The following is a 16,336-nucleotide window of genomic DNA, read 5'->3' on the forward strand; positions in this document are numbered from 1 at the left end:
CACCTCCGCCCAAAAGTTCAATTTAATTGAACACTGGTTCAAAGTGTAGCACTAGTTCAGTATATGATGTTCAATCCACTGTGAGACGCCGTCCTCATCGTTCGCCGGACAGATCTCGTCGGCCACCTGCAACACCTTCGGATTGGCGTTCGCCACGGCCACTCCCCTGCCAGACGCGCGCAGCATCTCGATGTCGATCAGATCGTCGCCGAAACTCGCGGTGGCCTCCAGCGGCACGTCCATCCGTTCGCATAGCAGGCGTAGCGCGTGCTCCTTGTTGGCCAGTGGATTCATCAGCATCCACATCGTCCCTTCGGAGATGCTCACGTCGAAATCCGGAGGGATCAGCCGCCTTAAGGTGGTCCATTGCTCGGGTTCTGGAAAGATGATGAGCTTGTCGGCCACGCCGTCGGGCACGTCGGTGAAGTCGGTGAGCCGCCAGGTCTGCGTCTTCCAATACACGCTCACGTCGAAATTCGTGTATCGCACGTCATCCATGACGATGCCGAGTTTGAGGTCGCCGCCCAGTTCGTCAAGCAGGAACCGGCACACCTCGCAGGCGCGGCGTGAGGAGAAGCCGATTTTCAGCAGATGCCCGTCATCGGGAATCCGCCCGCTGGTGAGTAGATCATAGTCGGATTCGCCGGGACGAAAGTCGATCAGCGCGCCGTTGAGATAGATGTAGGCGTCCACCGGAAGCTTCCGCGCGAACTCGTATCCGGTGCTCACCGGGCGGGCCGTGGCGATGGCGAAGGTGTATCCCGCATCGTGGGCGCGGTTGATCACGTCCACCGTGCGTTGGGTGATGAACCGCTCCTCGAAGGTGGGTGCGGTGTGCAGCAGGGTGCCGTCCAGATCGGCGACCAATAGACGGGTGGTTTCGCTCATCTCGTATCTCCTTGTGTGGGCCGCGCATGCGCCTCGATACCGTGTATGGACTCGCGGTTCCGTGATCGGTTGGATTCGTCCGTTCAAAAGCAATCGCCCCATGACCGTGTCGATCATGGGGCGATTGGCTCTACGATATCTCAGACGAGATCGAACTTCGTCATCAGACCGAGGGCGATGATGATCGCGACCCACAGCAGTGCGATGATCACGGTCCAACGGTTCAGATTCTTCTCGGCCACGCCGGAGGTTCCGGCGTTCTGGGTCAGGCCGCCGCCGAACATATCGGACAGGCCGCCGCCCTTGCCTCGGTGCATGAGGATGAGCAGGGTCAGCAGGCAGCTGAGTATGACGACGATGATCTCCAGGGCGAGCTTAAGAGCGGTCACGGGTTACCTCCGATTCGAATGACACTGCTGGCCAGTATAGTCCAAGGCTTTGAGAATTGCCGGATTATCTATAAGAAATACCGTTTTGGCTATAAAACTACCGCGCCGATTTGGCCGTCAGACGGGCGATCTTCGCCAGTTCGTCCACGTCGAGCGAGGCGCCTCCGATCAGGAACCCGTCCACATCGGCCTCGCCGATGAGCTGGGCGGCGTTGCCGGAGGTGACCGATCCGCCGTAGAGGATGCGCACGGCGTTGCCGACCTTCGCGCCGAACGAGCCGGTCAGGTCGTCGCGGATGGCCTTGGCCGCCTCCTGCGCGGATTGCGGAGTCGCCACCATGCCGGTGCCGATCGCCCAGACCGGCTCGTAGGCGATGATGAGCTTGGCCGCCTCCTCGTCGCTCAGATCGCGGGTCACGTCGCGCACCTGGCTTACGGCGAAGTCGAGTTCGATGCCTTGGCGGCGTTCCTCGTAGCTTTCCCCGACGCACAGGATCGGAATCATATCCGCGGCGAGCACGGCCCTGACCTGGTCGACGATGTTCGCATCGTCCTCTGGATGGTATTTGCGGCGTTCGGAATGCCCGACGATCACATAGGAGCATCCCAGACGCGTGAGCATGTCGGCGGAGACATCGCCGGTGAACGCGCCCTGCGTGGTCACCGAAACGGATTGCGCGCCGTAGGTGATATTGAGTTTTTCGGATTCGACCAGCACCTGCACGCTGCGCAGGGCGGTGAAGGCGGGGAACAGCGCCACCTCGCAGCGCTTGTATTCGAACCGGGCGTCACGCAGCAGCCACGCGAGCTTCTGCACGAAATACGTGGCTTCGAGATGGTCGAAATTCATTTTCCAATTGCCGGCCACCAGTGGGATGCGCGTGGACGCCATGGGTTCCTCCTTAAGATGCGGACGTTTGTCGCACAAGTGAAAATGTCATCCGCGAACGGCATGGAACAAAATCCGTTCCACGCCGTTCGCGGATGACATCATCGAATCGTTCAGGCGAGCACCGTCAGACCGGGCAGTTCCTTGCCCTCGAGGAACTCGAGGGAGGCGCCGCCACCGGTGGAGATGTGCGAGAAGCCATCCTCCGGGAAGCCGAGGTTGCGCACGGCGGAGGCGGAATCGCCGCCACCGACGATGGTGAACGCGCCGGCGGCGGTCGCGTCGACCAGGCCCTGGGCCACGGCGCGGGTGCCGTCGGCGAACTCGGCGATCTCGAACACGCCCATCGGTCCGTTCCACACGACGGTCTTGGAGTCGACGATCTTGTCGTGGAACAGCTTCTGGGAGTCGGGGCCGATGTCAAGACCCATCTTGTCGGCCGGGATGGCGTCGGCGGCCACGACCTCGGGGGCGACCGGGGTGTCGCCGGCCGGGAAGCCGGGGTTGACGACGATGTCGGTCGGGAGCACCAGCTCGACGCCGTTGGCCTCGGCGGTGGCGATATAGCCCTTGACCTTGTCGATCTGGTCCTCTTCGAGCAGGGAGGTGCCGACCTCGAGGCCCTTGGCCTTGAGGAAGGTGAACACCATGCCGCCGCCGATGACCAGACGGTCGGCCTTGTCGAGCAGGTTCTCGATCACGCCGAGCTTGTCGGAGACCTTGGAGCCGCCGAGCACCACGGTGAGCGGACGCTCCGGGTTCACGGTGGCCTTGGACAGGGCGGTGACCTCCTTCTCGACCAGCAGGCCGGCGGCGGCCGGCAGATCGGCGGCCACGTCAAAGTTGGAACCCTGGGCGCGGTGGACCACGCCGAAGCCGTCGGAGACGAAGGCGTCGCCGAGGGCGGCGATCTTCTTGGCGTAGGCGGAACGCTCGGCGGCGTCCTTGCTGGTCTCCTCGGGGTTGTAGCGCACGTTCTGCAGCAGCACCACGTCGCCGTCGTTCATCGCGGCGACCTTGGCCTGGGCGTCCTCGCCATAGGTGTCGGCGGCCAGCGGAACCTCGACGCCGAGCAGCTCGCCGAGGCGGGCGGCCACGGGGGCCAGGCTCAACTCGGGAACGGCCTGTCCCTTCGGACGGCCGAGGTGGGCCATCAGGATGACCTTCGCACCCTCGTCGCGCAGCGCCGTGATGGTGGGCAGGGCGGCCTTGATGCGGCCGTCGTCGGTGATGGTGGTGCCGTCCAGCGGGACGTTGAAATCCGCACGCACCAGCACGCGCTTGCCCTTGAGGTCTCCAAGATCCTTGAGTGTCTTCATGAATATCCTTTCCTTGACCGCGATACGCGGGAAAGTGGCCGTTTTTGCCACTTCACAGCATACAACACCTTCTGCCTTTTCACCGTGCGCGCTGGCGGGCATGTTCGCTTCCCGGGCAACGAAAAACCCGGTCGGGAAGCCGACCGGGTCCACGGATGGAACGGATGGGCGCTCAGCCCTTCAACGCACGCGCCTTCTCGGTTTTCTCCGCAAGCTGCAGCAGGCGGCGGATACGACCGGCGATGGCGTCCTTGGTGATCTGAGGATCGGCGAGCTTGCCGAGCTCCTCAAGGCTCTTGTCCACATGCTCGATGCGCAGCTGGCCGGCCTGACGCAGATTGTCGGGAATGTTGTCGCCGAGCACCTCGAAGGCGTGCTGCACCTTCTCGCTGGCTTCGGCCGCGGCCTTGGCGCTGCGGCGCATATTCGCGTCGTCGAAGTTGGCGAGCCTGTTGGCCTTGCCGCGCGCCTCGCCGTCGGAACGCTTGCCGGTCCACTCGCGGGCCGAACGCGGGGCGCCCATCAGCTTGAGCATGCGTTCGATGGCGTCGGGATCCTTCAGCGTGACGCGTTCGGAGCTGCGCAGCTGGCGGTGCTTGGCCGAGATGCCGAGGCGGCGGGCGGCGCCGCACAGGGCCATGGCGGCCTCCTCGGTCGGACAGACGATCTCCATATAGCTGGCCTTGCCCGGGTCGGACAGCGAGCCGCGGGTCAGGAAGGCGCCGCGCCAGGCCGCCTTGATCTGGGCGATGCTGCCGTTGACGATATCGGCGGGCAGACCGTGAACGGGCTGCTTGCGGCGGTCCAGCAGGCCGGTCTGCAACGCCAGAGCGGCCACGCCGCGGGTGACGAGCACCACGTACTGCTCGATGACGCCGTTGGGGGTCTGTCGGGTGATGTGGTTGACGTCCGCCTCATGGCCGTACACCGCCCTGATGGTGTCGCGCAGCCATTGCGCGGCGTCAGGGGAGGTGAAGGACGCTTGGATCACGTAGGTGTTCTGCACCGGGCGGAGGCCGCCGCCGAAGCGGATCATGGCCGCAGCCTGCGCTTTGATGGCTGCCGGCGAATCGCCCTCCAGAGCGGTCAATTCGCTTTTCACGTCATCCAGAAGTGCCAAGGGGCACACCTCCTATGTTCCCGTTATTCCCAATGATCCGATGCGGTCCCATTGGGTTTGCCGACGAAGTCACCGGCTTTCTGTGATACCTAACCTAGTGGACAACTTACCGCCTCATATGGCCTTTTTGGAAACATTCTGTTCGCGATATGGTCATTGGGCCGGCGTGCGCCGTCACGTATGATGCTTTGCCGACTCCCGCGCGGAAACCGTGACCGACAGGCCGCGCGCACGCAGCCTTCGCGCCAGCTCCTCGCTTATCGCGACCGAACGGTGCTGGCCGCCCGTGCAGCCGATGGCGATGGTGACGAAATGCTTGTCCTCCTGGGCATAGCCCTCCAACGCCGTGGCGATGGCCTGTTCGTAGGCGTCGAGGAAGGCCGTGGCCCCCGGGCTGGACAGCACGTAGTCGCTGACGGGCTTGTCCATGCCGGTCAGCTCGCGCAGGTTCGGCACCCAGAACGGGTTCGGCAGAAAACGCACGTCCGCCACGAAATCGGCGTCGGTGGGGGTTCCGTATTTGAATCCGAAACTGAAGATGTGCACGCTCACCGTGGACGGTCCCGAACCGAGCATCGCCTCATAGAGTTTGGTGGACAATTGGTGGATGCTCAACAGCGAGGTGTCGATCATCATGTCGGCGCGTTCCTTGAGGTTGGCGAGCAGCTCGCGTTCCTCCCTGATGCCGTCGATCAGGCGGTTGCCCTGCTGGAGCGGATGCGGCCGGCGCACCGACTCGTAGCGTTTGATCAGCACCTCGTCGCTGGCGTCGAGGAAAAGGATGCGGGTTTTGACCCCAAGATCGTCCAGATGGCTGAACACTTCGGCCAAATCGTCGAAATAGGCGCGCGAACGCACGTCGATCACCGCGGCGAGTTTGTGCACGCCGCCGTCGTGCGTGCCCGAAGTGGTCATCATATCGACCAGCGGAATCAACAGTTTGGGCGGCATATTGTCGACCACATACCAGCCCATGTCCTCGATGCTGTCCGCGGCGTGCGAACGGCCGGCGCCGCTCATGCCGGTGATGAGCAGCACCTCGAACTCGTTGGCGGGCTCCGGTGCGGAGTCTTGCGCGGAAACGTTCCGAATCGTCATAATGCCTCCTCAAGAGCCTGTCTCATGGCGATCTCCAACTGGTCGTCGTCCGTGGTGACGTCCTGCAGACGTTCGTCGGCGTCGCTGGGCGGGTCCCCGTCCCAGATGCCGGTCATCAGCAGCACTTGGATCAGCGCCTGATACAGCAGCATCTCCTCGCCGCCGATGGCGGCTCCCCCACGTTCCCGCCAGGCGGTCATGAGTTTGGTCGGCCGCGGGTCGTAGACCACGTCGAGCAGCCGTGCGCCGGTCCGCAACGTGGCGTGCGATTCGAGAAGCAGTCCGGCCAGCGGATCGGCGGCAAGGCCGGGAATGGTGTTGATGGCGACATCCGCCTGGACCAGCGCATGCGCCACCGCCTCGGTGTCGGCCATGGCGATGGCGCGCAGGGCGTTGCCATGGCGGAGGAATTTCTCGGCCAACGGACGCAGCGACGGGTTTTTGTCCGGATTGCGGGCGATGACGGTGATACGGCCGATTTCGGGCATCATCGTGCATGCGGCCACCGCGGAGGACGCGGTGTTGCCGTTGCCGATCACCACCGCATGGCCCTGTCCGGCGTCCGCGTCGACGATGCCGTGCATGAGCGAGGCGTGGTCGAAGGCGAGTTGGATGCCGACCACGTCGGTGTTGTACAACTTGATCGTCGGCGAATCCGGTCGTGTCCCGCTCCAGTCGAACACCGCGGTGTTGGCCACGCCGAGTTCGCGCGCCCACAGATTGGAAGGCGTGCCGTAGGGTTGAATGGTCTGCTTCAGCGGCATCGTCAGGCTCAGTCCATGCCATGACGGGTCGAGCCTGGCGAGGAAGGCGTCGAGATCGTCCTCCCCCACCTCGTGTTTGGTGTATTCCCAATCGTCGAATCCGAGCGCGCGGTAGGCGGCGTTGTGCAGCACCGGCGAAAGCGAATGGGCGATCGGCTTGCCCAGCACGGCGCAACGGTGGTTGGTCGTCGTCATAACCCCTCCTGTCATCACTCCCCCTATGCTACCGCCACCCGGTCGACGCTGCGGAGACCACGTTGCGAACAACGATGCATTAGCCGGAACCGTACGACGATTGAACCATCGGCTTCAACGCGATGACGCCATCGCGCGGTTTCCTCGACGCCAGTCATGCCGGGCGGTTGAATCGTCGTTTGTTCACCGGGCGTGAAGCGCGTCGTAGATGGTCCGCGCCTTCTTCAATCCGATGCCCGGCACTTCGGTGAGCTGTTCGACGCTCGCCTCGCGCATGGCCCGCACGGAGCCGAAGTGTTTGAGCAGGTTCTTCTGGTGGGTTTCGCCGATGCCGGGGATTTCGTCGAGCGCGCTGCGAAGCGCTCCCTTGCGTCGGGTCTGACGGTGGTAGGTGATGGCGAAACGATGCGATTCGTCGCGCACGCGCTGCAACAGATACATGCCCTGCGACTGGCGTTTGAGAATGATCGGATACTCGTCGTCCGGCACCCACACCTCTTCAAGCCGCTTGGCCAGACCGCATAGCGCCACATCCGTGACGCCGCAGTCCTCCAAGGCCTTGGCCGCGGCCCGCACCTGCGGATAGCCGCCGTCGACGACCACCAGATTCGGCTTGTAGGCGAATCGGTGGCGTTCCGTGTTCTGCTGGACCACGGCCGTTTCGCTTTCGTCAGCCGCCTTGGCCCGGCGCTCCGCTTCCATGCTTTCGCCGGAGTCTCCTGCGATGTTGCCGTGGCGGAACCGTCGGGTCAGCGTCTCATACAGGGCGCTCAGATCGTCCACCGCGCCTTGGCCGTCCTTGCCGCGGATCGCGAAACGGCGGTATTCAGACTTCTTCGGCATCGCATCCTCGAACACCACCATCGAGGCGACCTGGAACGCGCCCCCCACCGTGTTGGAGATGTCGTAGCATTCGATGCGCAGCGGGGCTTCGTCCAATCCCAACGCCTTGGCCACATCGTTCATGGCCTGCGTGCGCGCGCCCATATCGGATATGCGGCTCATCTTGCTGCGCTGCAACGCCTGCTTGGCGTTCTCCGCCGCGCGGTCCATCAGCGCGCGCTTGTCGCCGCGCTCGGCGACCCGAATCGTCACCGCGCCCCCGCGCAATCCCGACAGCCACTGTTCGAGTTCCTCGCGACGGGCGGGCTCCACGGGCACGATCACCTCACGCGGCACGGGCGCGATCGGCGCCAGCAGGTCGTCCCGGCCCGTCTGCTCCTGGCGGGCGTTACGTGTTTTGGTGGCCTGAGCGCGGGCCTGCGCGTCCACGGCGGTAAGCCGTTGCGTGGAACCGAACGCATCGCGGCTGGTGGCGATAAGCGTGGACGAGGCGGAATCGGCCGCCTGTTCCACGGACTCCTCCGCCCCCGCATCCACATCCGCGTCTCCCACGCCGTCGGCGGATGACGGAAGGTCGTGATCGGCGTAGGTGGTGCCGGTGGCCTCCGCGTACACCTGCATGATGAGATCGGCCATCAGCTCGGAGTCGGCGATATCCTCCACGCGTTCCACACTCCAGTTGCGTTCGCCGCGGATCGTGCCGGACCGCACGAAAAACGCGTGCACCGACGCCTCCAGCTCGTCGGAATCCATGCCGAACACGTCGGCGTCCACCTGGCTGTCGAGCACCACCGCGTTCTGCTCCACCACGGTGGCGAGCATCTGGATCTCGTCGCGCAGTCGGGCGGCCCTTTCGAACTCCAGTTCGGCGCTCGCCTCCTTCATCTCGCGCGTCAGCTGCGCGATATACGATTTGCCGAGCCGTCCGGTCATCACGCCGACCAGACGTTCGCATTGGCGGCGATGCTCCCGCGGATCGATCCCGCCCACGCACGGCGCCGAGCATTTGCCGATCGAGGCGAGCAGACACGGCCGGCCGGTCAGCTGCGCCTTATGGAACACATTCGTCGAACAGGTGCGCACCGGAAAAGTCTTCAACAGCCTGTCCAACCCATGCCGCAGATCCCACACCTTCGCATACGGTCCGAAATAGCGGGTGTCGCGGCGTTTGCGGCTGCGCGTCACCCACACGCGGGGAATCTCCTCGCCCACGCTGACCGCCAGATACGGGTAGGTCTTGTCGTCGCGGAACTGCACGTTGAACCGCGGATCGAACTCCTTGATCCACGTGTACTCCAAGGTGAGCGACTCCAATTCGGTGCCGACCACCGTCCATTCGAGACTTCGGGCGGTGAGCACCATGGTCTGCGTGCGCGGATGCAGCAGATACAAAGGCTGGAAGTAGTTCGACAGACGATTGCGCAGGTTCTTCGCCTTGCCCACGTAGATCACACGGCCCTCGCCGTCGCGCCATTTGTAGACGCCCGGCTTGGCGGGAATATCGGAGGTTTTCGGCCGGAACAGGTCGCGGCTGTCCCCCAATAGCGGCGCGCCGTTCGCGTTCACCCCGGCGGAGGGATCGTCGTCCGCCCGGACGTGGCCGGCGGCGTTCCGGAGGCCTGCCTCCGCGTTGCCGGCCGATATATCGTCATGCAACGCCTCGGCCGTCTTCCTCCACGTTTCAGGGCCATGTCGTTCGATCATTGCGGATTCCATGAAGCCTATGCTAGCGTCTGCCGTGCGTTCCGCCTGCGGATGACGGGCCCTGTCGCGGCGGATCACGCCTCGGTGAGCCCTTCGTGGTGCTAGAGTATGCATGTTCCACATCTTGATGTCGCAAACGCAAAGGAGCCGTACATGAGCGCGATCGATACCACATGCGTGCAGGGAGGCTATCAGCCGGGCAACGGAGAATCCCGCACTCCCCCGATCATCCAGGCCACGACGTTCAAATACACGTCCAGCGAACAGATGAGCCGCCTGTTCGACCTGTCCGAATCCGGCTATTTCTACACGCGCCTGCAGAACCCCACCAACGACACCGTCGCCGCGAAGATCTGCGAGCTCGAAGGCGGCGCTGCCGCGATGCTCACCAGCTCCGGCCAGGCCGCGAACTTCTTCGCCCTGTTCAACATCTGCAACAACGGCGACCATATCGTCGCCTCCTCCGCGATCTACGGCGGCACCTTCAACCTCATCAACGTGACCATGCGCAAAATGGGCATCGACTGCACCTTCGTCAGCCCCGACTGCACGCCTGAGGAGCTTGAGGCCGCGTTCCGTCCGAACACCAAGGCCGTGTTCGGCGAATCCATCGCCAACCCCGCGCTGATCGTGCTCGACTTCGAGAAGTTCGCCGACGCCGCCCACAAGCACGGCGTGCCGTTCATCGTCGACAACACCTTCCCCACGCCGATCAACTGCCGCCCGTTCGAATTCGGCGTCGACATCGTCACCCACGCCACCACCAAGTACATGGACGGCCACGGCTCCTGCGTCGGCGGCGCGATCGTCGACTCCGGCAACTTCGACTGGATGGCCCACGCCGACAAGTTCCCAGGGCTCACCACGCCCGACGACTCCTATCACGGCGTGACCTACGCGAAGGACTTCGGCCCCGCCGCCTACATCACCAAAGCCACCGCGCAGCTCATGCGCGACTTCGGCTCCACCCCCGCGCCCGTCAACTCGTGGATCATGGGCATGCATCTGGAATCGCTCGCCCTGCGTATGGCCCGCCACTGCGAGAACGCGCAGAAGGTCGCGGAATTCCTCGCAGCCGACCCGCGCGTCAGCTGGGTGAACTTCCCCGGCCTGCCCGGCGACAAGTACCATGCGCTGGCCGAGAAGTACATGCCGAACGGCACCTGCGGCGTCATCTCCTTCGGTGTGCCCGGCGGCCGCGAGAAGGTCTCCGCCTTCCTTGACGGACTGAAGATGGTGTCGATCGCCACGCATGTGGCCGACGCGCGCAGCTGCACCCTCTACCCGGCCGGCACCACGCATCGCCAGCTGAGCGAGGAACAGCTCGAGGAGGCCGGCGTCGGCATCGACCTCGTGCGTCTGAGCTGCGGCATCGAAAACGCCGACGACATCATCGCCGACCTCGACCAGGCGCTCGCCGCCATCCAGTAGCGGACTCCCCGCGCCGCCACCCCAAGCGGAGCGCGGCGTATGGCATCCGTTATCCCGGCAAAGCGGCGTATGACACCCGTCCTCCTGAGCGGAGGCCGCTAGGCCGGAGTCGAAGGATCTCACGTCTGCGACAATGCAGCGAGATCCTTCGACTCCGCTTCGCTCCGCTCAGGATGACGTAAAAATAAAACCTTACGTCAACGAAAATGGCCTCGCCTAACTTAGGCGGGGCCATTGCGTTATGCTTGTGAGTCCGTCAGCCGAGCATGGGCTTGAGGAAACGGCCCGTCCAGGAGTCGGCGCAGTCGGCCACCTGTTCGGGCGTGCCTTCGGTGACGATGGTGCCGCCGCCGTCGCCGCCCTCGGGGCCGAGGTCGATCAGCCAATCGGCGGTTTTGATCACGTCGAGGTTGTGTTCGATCACAATCACCGTATTGCCCTTGTCGGTCAGTCCGTCCAGCACCTTCAAAAGCTTCCTCACATCCTCGAAATGCAGGCCGGTGGTCGGCTCGTCGAGGATGTACACGGTTTTGCCGTCGGAGCGCTTCTGCAGTTCGGTGGCGAGCTTGACGCGCTGCGATTCACCACCCGAAAGCGTGGGCGCGGGCTGTCCGAGACGGATGTAGCCGAGGCCGACGTCCACCAAAGTGTCCAGATAGCGCGCGATCGACGGATACGCCTTGAAGAATCCCGCCGCCTCCTCGATGGGCATGTCGAGGATGTCGGAGACGGTTTTGCCGTTGTATTTGACCTCCAAGGTCTCGCGGTTGTAACGTTTGCCGTGGCAGGTCTCGCATTCCACATATACGTCCGGCAGGAAGTTCATTTCGATTTTCAGGGTGCCGTCGCCATGGCAGGCCTCGCACCGTCCGCCTTTGACGTTGAAACTGAAACGGCCCGGCCCGTAGCCGCGCACCTGCGCCTCGGGCGTTTTGGCGAACAGCGTGCGGATCTTGTCCCACACGCCCGTGTAGGTGGCGGGGTTGGAACGCGGCGTGCGGCCGATCGGATTCTGATCGACGTGAATCACCTTGCGCACCTGGTCGACGCCTTCGACGCGCGTGTGCTTGCCCGGCACGATGCGCGCGCCGTTGAGCTTGTCCGCCAGCACCGGGTAGAGGATCGAATTCACCAGCGTGGACTTGCCCGAACCGGAGACGCCGGTGACCACGGTCATCACGCCGAGCGGGAAGCTCACGGTGAGGTTCTTCAGATTGTTCTCCCGCGCCCCCACCACTTTCAGCGTTTTGGTTTTGCGCACCTTGCGGCGGTGTTCGGGCACGGCGATCTCACGGCGGCCGGCGATGTAGTCGCCGGTGATCGAACGCGTCGCGTCGGTCAGATGCGCGGCCGGACCGGAGTAGATGACCTCGCCGCCGTGCTCGCCCGCGCCGGGGCCGATATCCACCAGCCAGTCGGCCTCCTTGATGGTCTCCTCGTCGTGCTCGACGACGATCAGCGTGTTGCCGAGGTCGCGCAGATGGTGCAGTGTTTCGATCAGACGTTCGTTGTCGCGCTGGTGCAGGCCGATGGACGGCTCGTCGAGCACGTACATCACGCCGACCAGGCCGGAGCCGATCTGCGTGGCCAGTCGGATGCGCTGCGCCTCGCCTCCCGACAGCGTGGCGGCCGCGCGCGACAGGGTCAGATAGTCGAGGCCCACGTCGTTGAGGAAGCCCAACCGCGCTTTGATCTCCTTCAGAACCTCCCCAGCGATCTGCGCGGCGGCGCCTTCGAGCCTGAGCCCGTTCACCCATTCCAGCTCGCGCACCACGGGCATGTCGCACACGTCGAAAATCGACTTGTCGTTCACCGTGACGGCCAGCACTTCGGGCTTCAGCCTCCGGCCTTGGCATTCCTGGCACGGAACCTCGCGCATATACGACTCGTAGTACTGCTTCATCGCGTCGGAGTCGGTTTCGTCGTGCCGGCGCATCAGCGTGCGCACCACGCCCTCGAAGCCTGTGGAATACTCACGCAGACGCCCCCACCGGTTGCGGTAGGAGACCTTCACCTTGAAGTCGCGTCCGTAGAGCACCGCTTGCCGCGCCTCCTCGGGCAGGTCCTTCCAGGGCGTGCGCATCGAGAAGCCCATCTCGTCGGCGAGGCCTTCGAGCACGTGGCTGTAGTACTGCGAGGTGGTTTTCGTGCTCGACCACGGCTCGATCACGCCGTCGGCCAAGGATTTCTCCGGATCGGCGATGATGAGCTCCGGGTCGATCTCCAGCTTGAATCCCAGACCGGTGCATACCGGGCATGCGCCGTAGGGCGCGTTGAAGGAGAAGGTGCGCGGCTCGATCTCGTCGAGTTCCAGCTGGTGCCCGTTGGGGCAGCTGCGGTGTTCGGAGAACGGCTGGCGGCGTTCGGACGAATCCTCCGCCTCGTCCACGAAATCGGCCACGACCACGCCGTTTGCCAAGCGCAGCGCCGTCTCGATCGAATCGGTCAGACGCTGGCGGATGCCGTCCTTGACGACCAGTCGGTCGATTACCACTTCGATGGTGTGCTTCTTCTGCTTGGCGAGCTTGATCTCGTCGGACAGCTGGCGCATCTCGCCGTCGATGAGCGCGCGGGCGTAGCCGTCGGATCGCAGCACCTCAAGCAGCTCCACGAACTCGCCCTTGCGGCCCTTCGCCACCGGCGCGAGGATCTGGAACCGCGTGCGCTCCGGTTTGGCGAGCAGGGCGTCGACGATCTGCTGCGGGGTCTGCGCGGTGACGAGTCCGCCGCATTCGGGGCAATGCGGCACGCCCGTGCGCGCGAACAGCAGACGCAGATAGTCGTACACCTCGGTGATGGTGCCGACGGTCGAACGCGGATTGCGATTCGTGGTCTTCTGGTCGATGGAGACGGCCGGCGACAGACCTTCGATGAAATCCACATCCGGCTTGTCCATCTGCCCAAGGAACTGGCGGGCGTACGCGGACAACGATTCGACATAGCGGCGCTGGCCCTCGGCGAACAGGGTGTCGAACGCGAGCGAGGACTTGCCCGAGCCGGACAGGCCGGTGAACACGACCATACGGTTGCGCGGCACCGCAAGGTCCACGTTCTTGAGATTGTGCTCGCGGGCGCCTTGGATCACGACCTTGAGATCGTTGGGAATATGCGAGATATCGGCGACCAGCGAGCGCCCGTCGTTCGTTTCGGTCAGGGGCGCTTTGGCGAGTTCCTTGGCGAGGAAGGAGTCGCTGTCGAGCACGCGCTCCGCCGTCGCCGTCGAATCCGTGTTGCTGATGGTTCGGGTATCGCCGCTCGCACCCGCGTGCGTTGTCGTCTGAGCTGCCACGTCATCCTCCGCTCGTCAAATAACCGACTTACAGGATACCGCACACCGTCCCATCAATCGAACACCTGTTCGAGCGTGTTGCCGTATATTCGGGCATCACCAAGACTGCGCATACACCTCGTAGGACGCGTAACGCGGAGGGTCGTGGATGGGGATGGAGAACGGCGTGCTGCCGCCATTCTCCGGCATGTCGACGTATGTGCTTTTGCCGTAGATGATGGTGCCGTCGTCGTCACGTAGGACGACGGTGACGTTGGCCATGGTGAACGCGGTGTCGACCGTTCCTTCGATCTGCGCCTTGACTTCGCCCGCGAACGTGACCCCGCCGTCGTACGCCACGGCGTTCACTCCCGTAGGCGTCAATGTGATGCTGCCTTGCGATTCGCTTATCTGATAGTCATCGGGGGCGATTGTCGCGAAATCGACGGTGTCGGGCGCCACGCCGTCGCCGGCCTGCCCGCTTATATGCAGGGTCTGGCCTGGTGAGATGACGTTGAGGGTCGCGGTGTCGGAGAAGATCACCAATCCTTTGTCGTCGCGGCCAGTGACGGACACCGATGGGTACAGGATCTGTAATGTGTCGCTGGTGTTGGTGATGCCGAAGGCGTAGATGGTGTAACCGTTCTCGGCGGACCAGCCCGATTCGACGATTTTCAGAGGGTTTTCCGCATTGGCGGTTTGCGATTCTCCATTGTCGGATGCTTCGCCGCCATCCGTGGTCGCGGAATCGGAGTGTTGCGGTGTCGCGTCGGAGCCATTGCCGCCATCGAAACGTTCTGCGGCATAGAAGGAGAATGCGACGGCGGCGACGATGACGATCACGGATGCGATGAATACCGGCGCAACGGATGCCGCGAATATTCGCGGGATGCTCCAGCGAGGTTTGCGCTTGTCGTGTTGTTGTGTCGCGCTGTGCCGGGAATTGCTGACTTTCGTATGCGCTTCCGCGCGAGGATTCCGCAGTCCGAGTGCTTCCAGGCGCAGATCCTCGGCGCTTTGCTGTCGCGCGCTCGGCTCGAAGGCGCATGATTTCAGGATGATGGCGCGGAGATGGGGCGGCACGATCGATTCGTCGGCGAGCGTTTTTTCGTATGCGGCATCGTCGGGATAAACGCCCGTGAGCAGGTATCCGAACATACGTCCGATGGAATACACGTCGGAACGGGCGTCCGTCTGCGCGAACCCGTATTGCTCCGGGGATGCGAAGCCCCAAGTGCCCAACGTGGTGGTGTCATGAGTCGCCTGTTCCGTTTTCATGCGGGCGATGCCTAGGTCGATGAGATGCGCGCCGTCGGCGGCGAGGATGATGTTCGACGGCGAGATGTCGCGATGCACGATGCCGTGCTTATGCAGCTCCTGTACGGCTTCGCATACTTGTTCGATGACGCGGACGGCTTGTTCAATGGGCATGCGTCCCCGTTCGTTGACGACCTGATCAAGGGTTGGCCCCTCGACGTAGTCGTAGACCACCACGAAGCAGTCGGGCAGCTCATATGTGGCTTGGACTTGCGGCAGCCGCGCGCTCCGACAATCCGCGAGCGCCGACCATACGCGGCGTCGGGCAAGCTGCGTTGGAATCTTCTTACGGACGAAGGGGCCGGCCCCTGCGATGCTGACCAGTTCGGTGACGCCGGCCGCGCCTCGCGCGAGCACACGTTCGACATGATAGGAGTCGTCGATGCTCATCGCATGCATGGTCTGCTTGTCGTCCATGCCTCTCCCCCTGCTCGTCGTCGTTGCGCGTGATGTTTCGTTCGGATGTGTTCAGCTTATGCCATGGTATGTGCAGTCATGACTGACGCTGATATGGCGCGCGGCGTCGAACCGTATCGTCTGTCTGTCGCCGTTGCGTATTCGACCGCGTGCATGGCGCACTCCCGGCGGTTATGCCAGCAGTGGCTTCTCTCCCATGCGTCGCAGTTCGTCGTCGGCTGCCGTTCGATCGAAGCCTTGGTGCACGCACCAGATGAGAATGGCGTCTCGCCGTTGCTTGCACCATAACTCCGATACTCCCGCAAGCCGTAGCAGACGTTGCGTTTGACGCAGCGAACAGTTGAGGCCGAATGACAGCATGATCGCATTGTCTCGACCGGGCCTGCTTTTCCCCGAGAAGATGTCGTAGACGACGGTGGGGTTGAGTCCCGAGTCTCGTACGACGTCGGCTCGTTTGAGACCGCGTTCATCCATGATCTCATACAGGTAGTCGGTGAGTTTGCGGTCCGTGACGTGTTCTTCCTCGAGGTAGGTCTCGACGTTGGAGCTGGCGAGGAGCCGATCCAGCAGCTCTTCGGTCAGATGTTCCTTCTCTTCTTCAGGCATGGCCGCCAAGGCTACCAGATGCGACTGCTGGCACGGTTCAGTTACCAACTGAATATTCGCGAATGTGCTCACACCACAATTATCCATA

The 16,336-nt window shown here is 63.5% G+C and carries 12 protein-coding genes; 1 reads left to right on the plus strand and 11 read right to left on the minus strand.

Annotated features, from left to right (window positions below; all coding sequences use genetic code 11):
- Nucleotides 1–51: 51 nt before the first annotated feature.
- The 8 genes from BL8807_RS09755 to uvrC all read right to left on the minus strand — a co-directional run bounded on the left by BL8807_RS09755 (nucleotide 52) and on the right by uvrC (nucleotide 9,209).
- Nucleotides 52–888, minus strand: a complete 837-nt coding sequence (locus BL8807_RS09755) for an HAD family hydrolase (protein WP_072725991.1) — start codon at nucleotides 886–888, stop codon at nucleotides 52–54.
- A gap of 140 nt (nucleotides 889–1,028) precedes the next feature.
- Nucleotides 1,029–1,277, minus strand: coding sequence for a preprotein translocase subunit SecG (gene secG / locus BL8807_RS09760; RefSeq protein WP_072725989.1), 249 nt, complete (start codon nucleotides 1,275–1,277; stop codon nucleotides 1,029–1,031).
- A 97-nt stretch (nucleotides 1,278–1,374) separates the two neighbouring features.
- Nucleotides 1,375–2,169 carry a triose-phosphate isomerase gene (gene tpiA, locus BL8807_RS09765; protein ID WP_072725987.1) on the minus strand — a complete coding sequence of 265 codons (795 nt, stop codon included), beginning with the start codon at nucleotides 2,167–2,169 and terminating at the stop codon, nucleotides 1,375–1,377.
- Nucleotides 2,170–2,279: 110 nt separating this feature from the next.
- Nucleotides 2,280–3,485 carry a phosphoglycerate kinase gene (locus BL8807_RS09770; protein WP_072725985.1) on the minus strand — a complete coding sequence of 402 codons (1,206 nt, stop codon included), beginning with the start codon at nucleotides 3,483–3,485 and terminating at the stop codon, nucleotides 2,280–2,282.
- Nucleotides 3,486–3,657: 172 nt separating this feature from the next.
- A complete protein-coding gene (whiA, locus tag BL8807_RS09775) occupies nucleotides 3,658–4,605 on the minus strand; it encodes a DNA-binding protein WhiA (RefSeq protein WP_072725982.1) in 948 nt (315 codons plus the stop codon).
- 174 nt (nucleotides 4,606–4,779) lie between these two features.
- A complete protein-coding gene (rapZ, locus tag BL8807_RS09780) occupies nucleotides 4,780–5,703 on the minus strand; it encodes an RNase adapter RapZ (RefSeq protein WP_072725980.1) in 924 nt (307 codons plus the stop codon).
- On the minus strand, nucleotides 5,700–6,662 hold the full coding sequence (locus BL8807_RS09785) for a shikimate dehydrogenase family protein (RefSeq protein ID WP_072725978.1): 963 nt from the start codon (nucleotides 6,660–6,662) through the stop codon (nucleotides 5,700–5,702). The genes rapZ and BL8807_RS09785 overlap by 4 nt, the downstream gene beginning before the upstream one ends.
- Nucleotides 6,663–6,845: 183 nt before the next feature.
- Nucleotides 6,846–9,209 carry an excinuclease ABC subunit UvrC gene (uvrC, locus tag BL8807_RS09790; RefSeq protein ID WP_072725975.1) on the minus strand — a complete coding sequence of 788 codons (2,364 nt, stop codon included), beginning with the start codon at nucleotides 9,207–9,209 and terminating at the stop codon, nucleotides 6,846–6,848.
- Nucleotides 9,210–9,362: 153 nt separating this feature from the next.
- On the opposite strand from uvrC, the gene BL8807_RS09795 reads away from it, so the two are divergent.
- The gene (locus BL8807_RS09795; RefSeq protein ID WP_072725972.1) at nucleotides 9,363–10,640 is read left to right on the plus strand and encodes an O-acetylhomoserine aminocarboxypropyltransferase/cysteine synthase family protein; all 1,278 of its coding nucleotides are present in this window, start codon (nucleotides 9,363–9,365) and stop codon (nucleotides 10,638–10,640) included.
- Between the two features lie 256 nt (nucleotides 10,641–10,896).
- Here BL8807_RS09795 and uvrA read toward each other — a convergent pair whose 3' ends face one another.
- The 3 genes from uvrA to BL8807_RS09810 all read right to left on the minus strand — a co-directional run bounded on the left by uvrA (nucleotide 10,897) and on the right by BL8807_RS09810 (nucleotide 16,248).
- A complete protein-coding gene (gene uvrA / locus BL8807_RS09800; protein WP_072726226.1) occupies nucleotides 10,897–13,878 on the minus strand; it encodes an excinuclease ABC subunit UvrA in 2,982 nt (993 codons plus the stop codon).
- A 147-nt stretch (nucleotides 13,879–14,025) separates the two neighbouring features.
- Nucleotides 14,026–15,642 (minus strand): serine/threonine protein kinase, encoded by a 1,617-nt coding sequence (locus tag BL8807_RS09805; RefSeq protein WP_072725970.1) that lies wholly within the window; start codon nucleotides 15,640–15,642, stop codon nucleotides 14,026–14,028.
- 171 nt (nucleotides 15,643–15,813) lie between these two features.
- Entirely contained in the window at nucleotides 15,814–16,248 is a 435-nt protein-coding gene (locus tag BL8807_RS09810; protein ID WP_072726224.1) for a helix-turn-helix domain-containing protein, read from the minus strand.
- Nucleotides 16,249–16,336 lie beyond the last annotated feature (88 nt).

Source organism: Bifidobacterium lemurum, from assembly GCF_014898175.1.
Classification (GTDB): domain Bacteria; phylum Actinomycetota; class Actinomycetes; order Actinomycetales; family Bifidobacteriaceae; genus Bifidobacterium; species Bifidobacterium lemurum.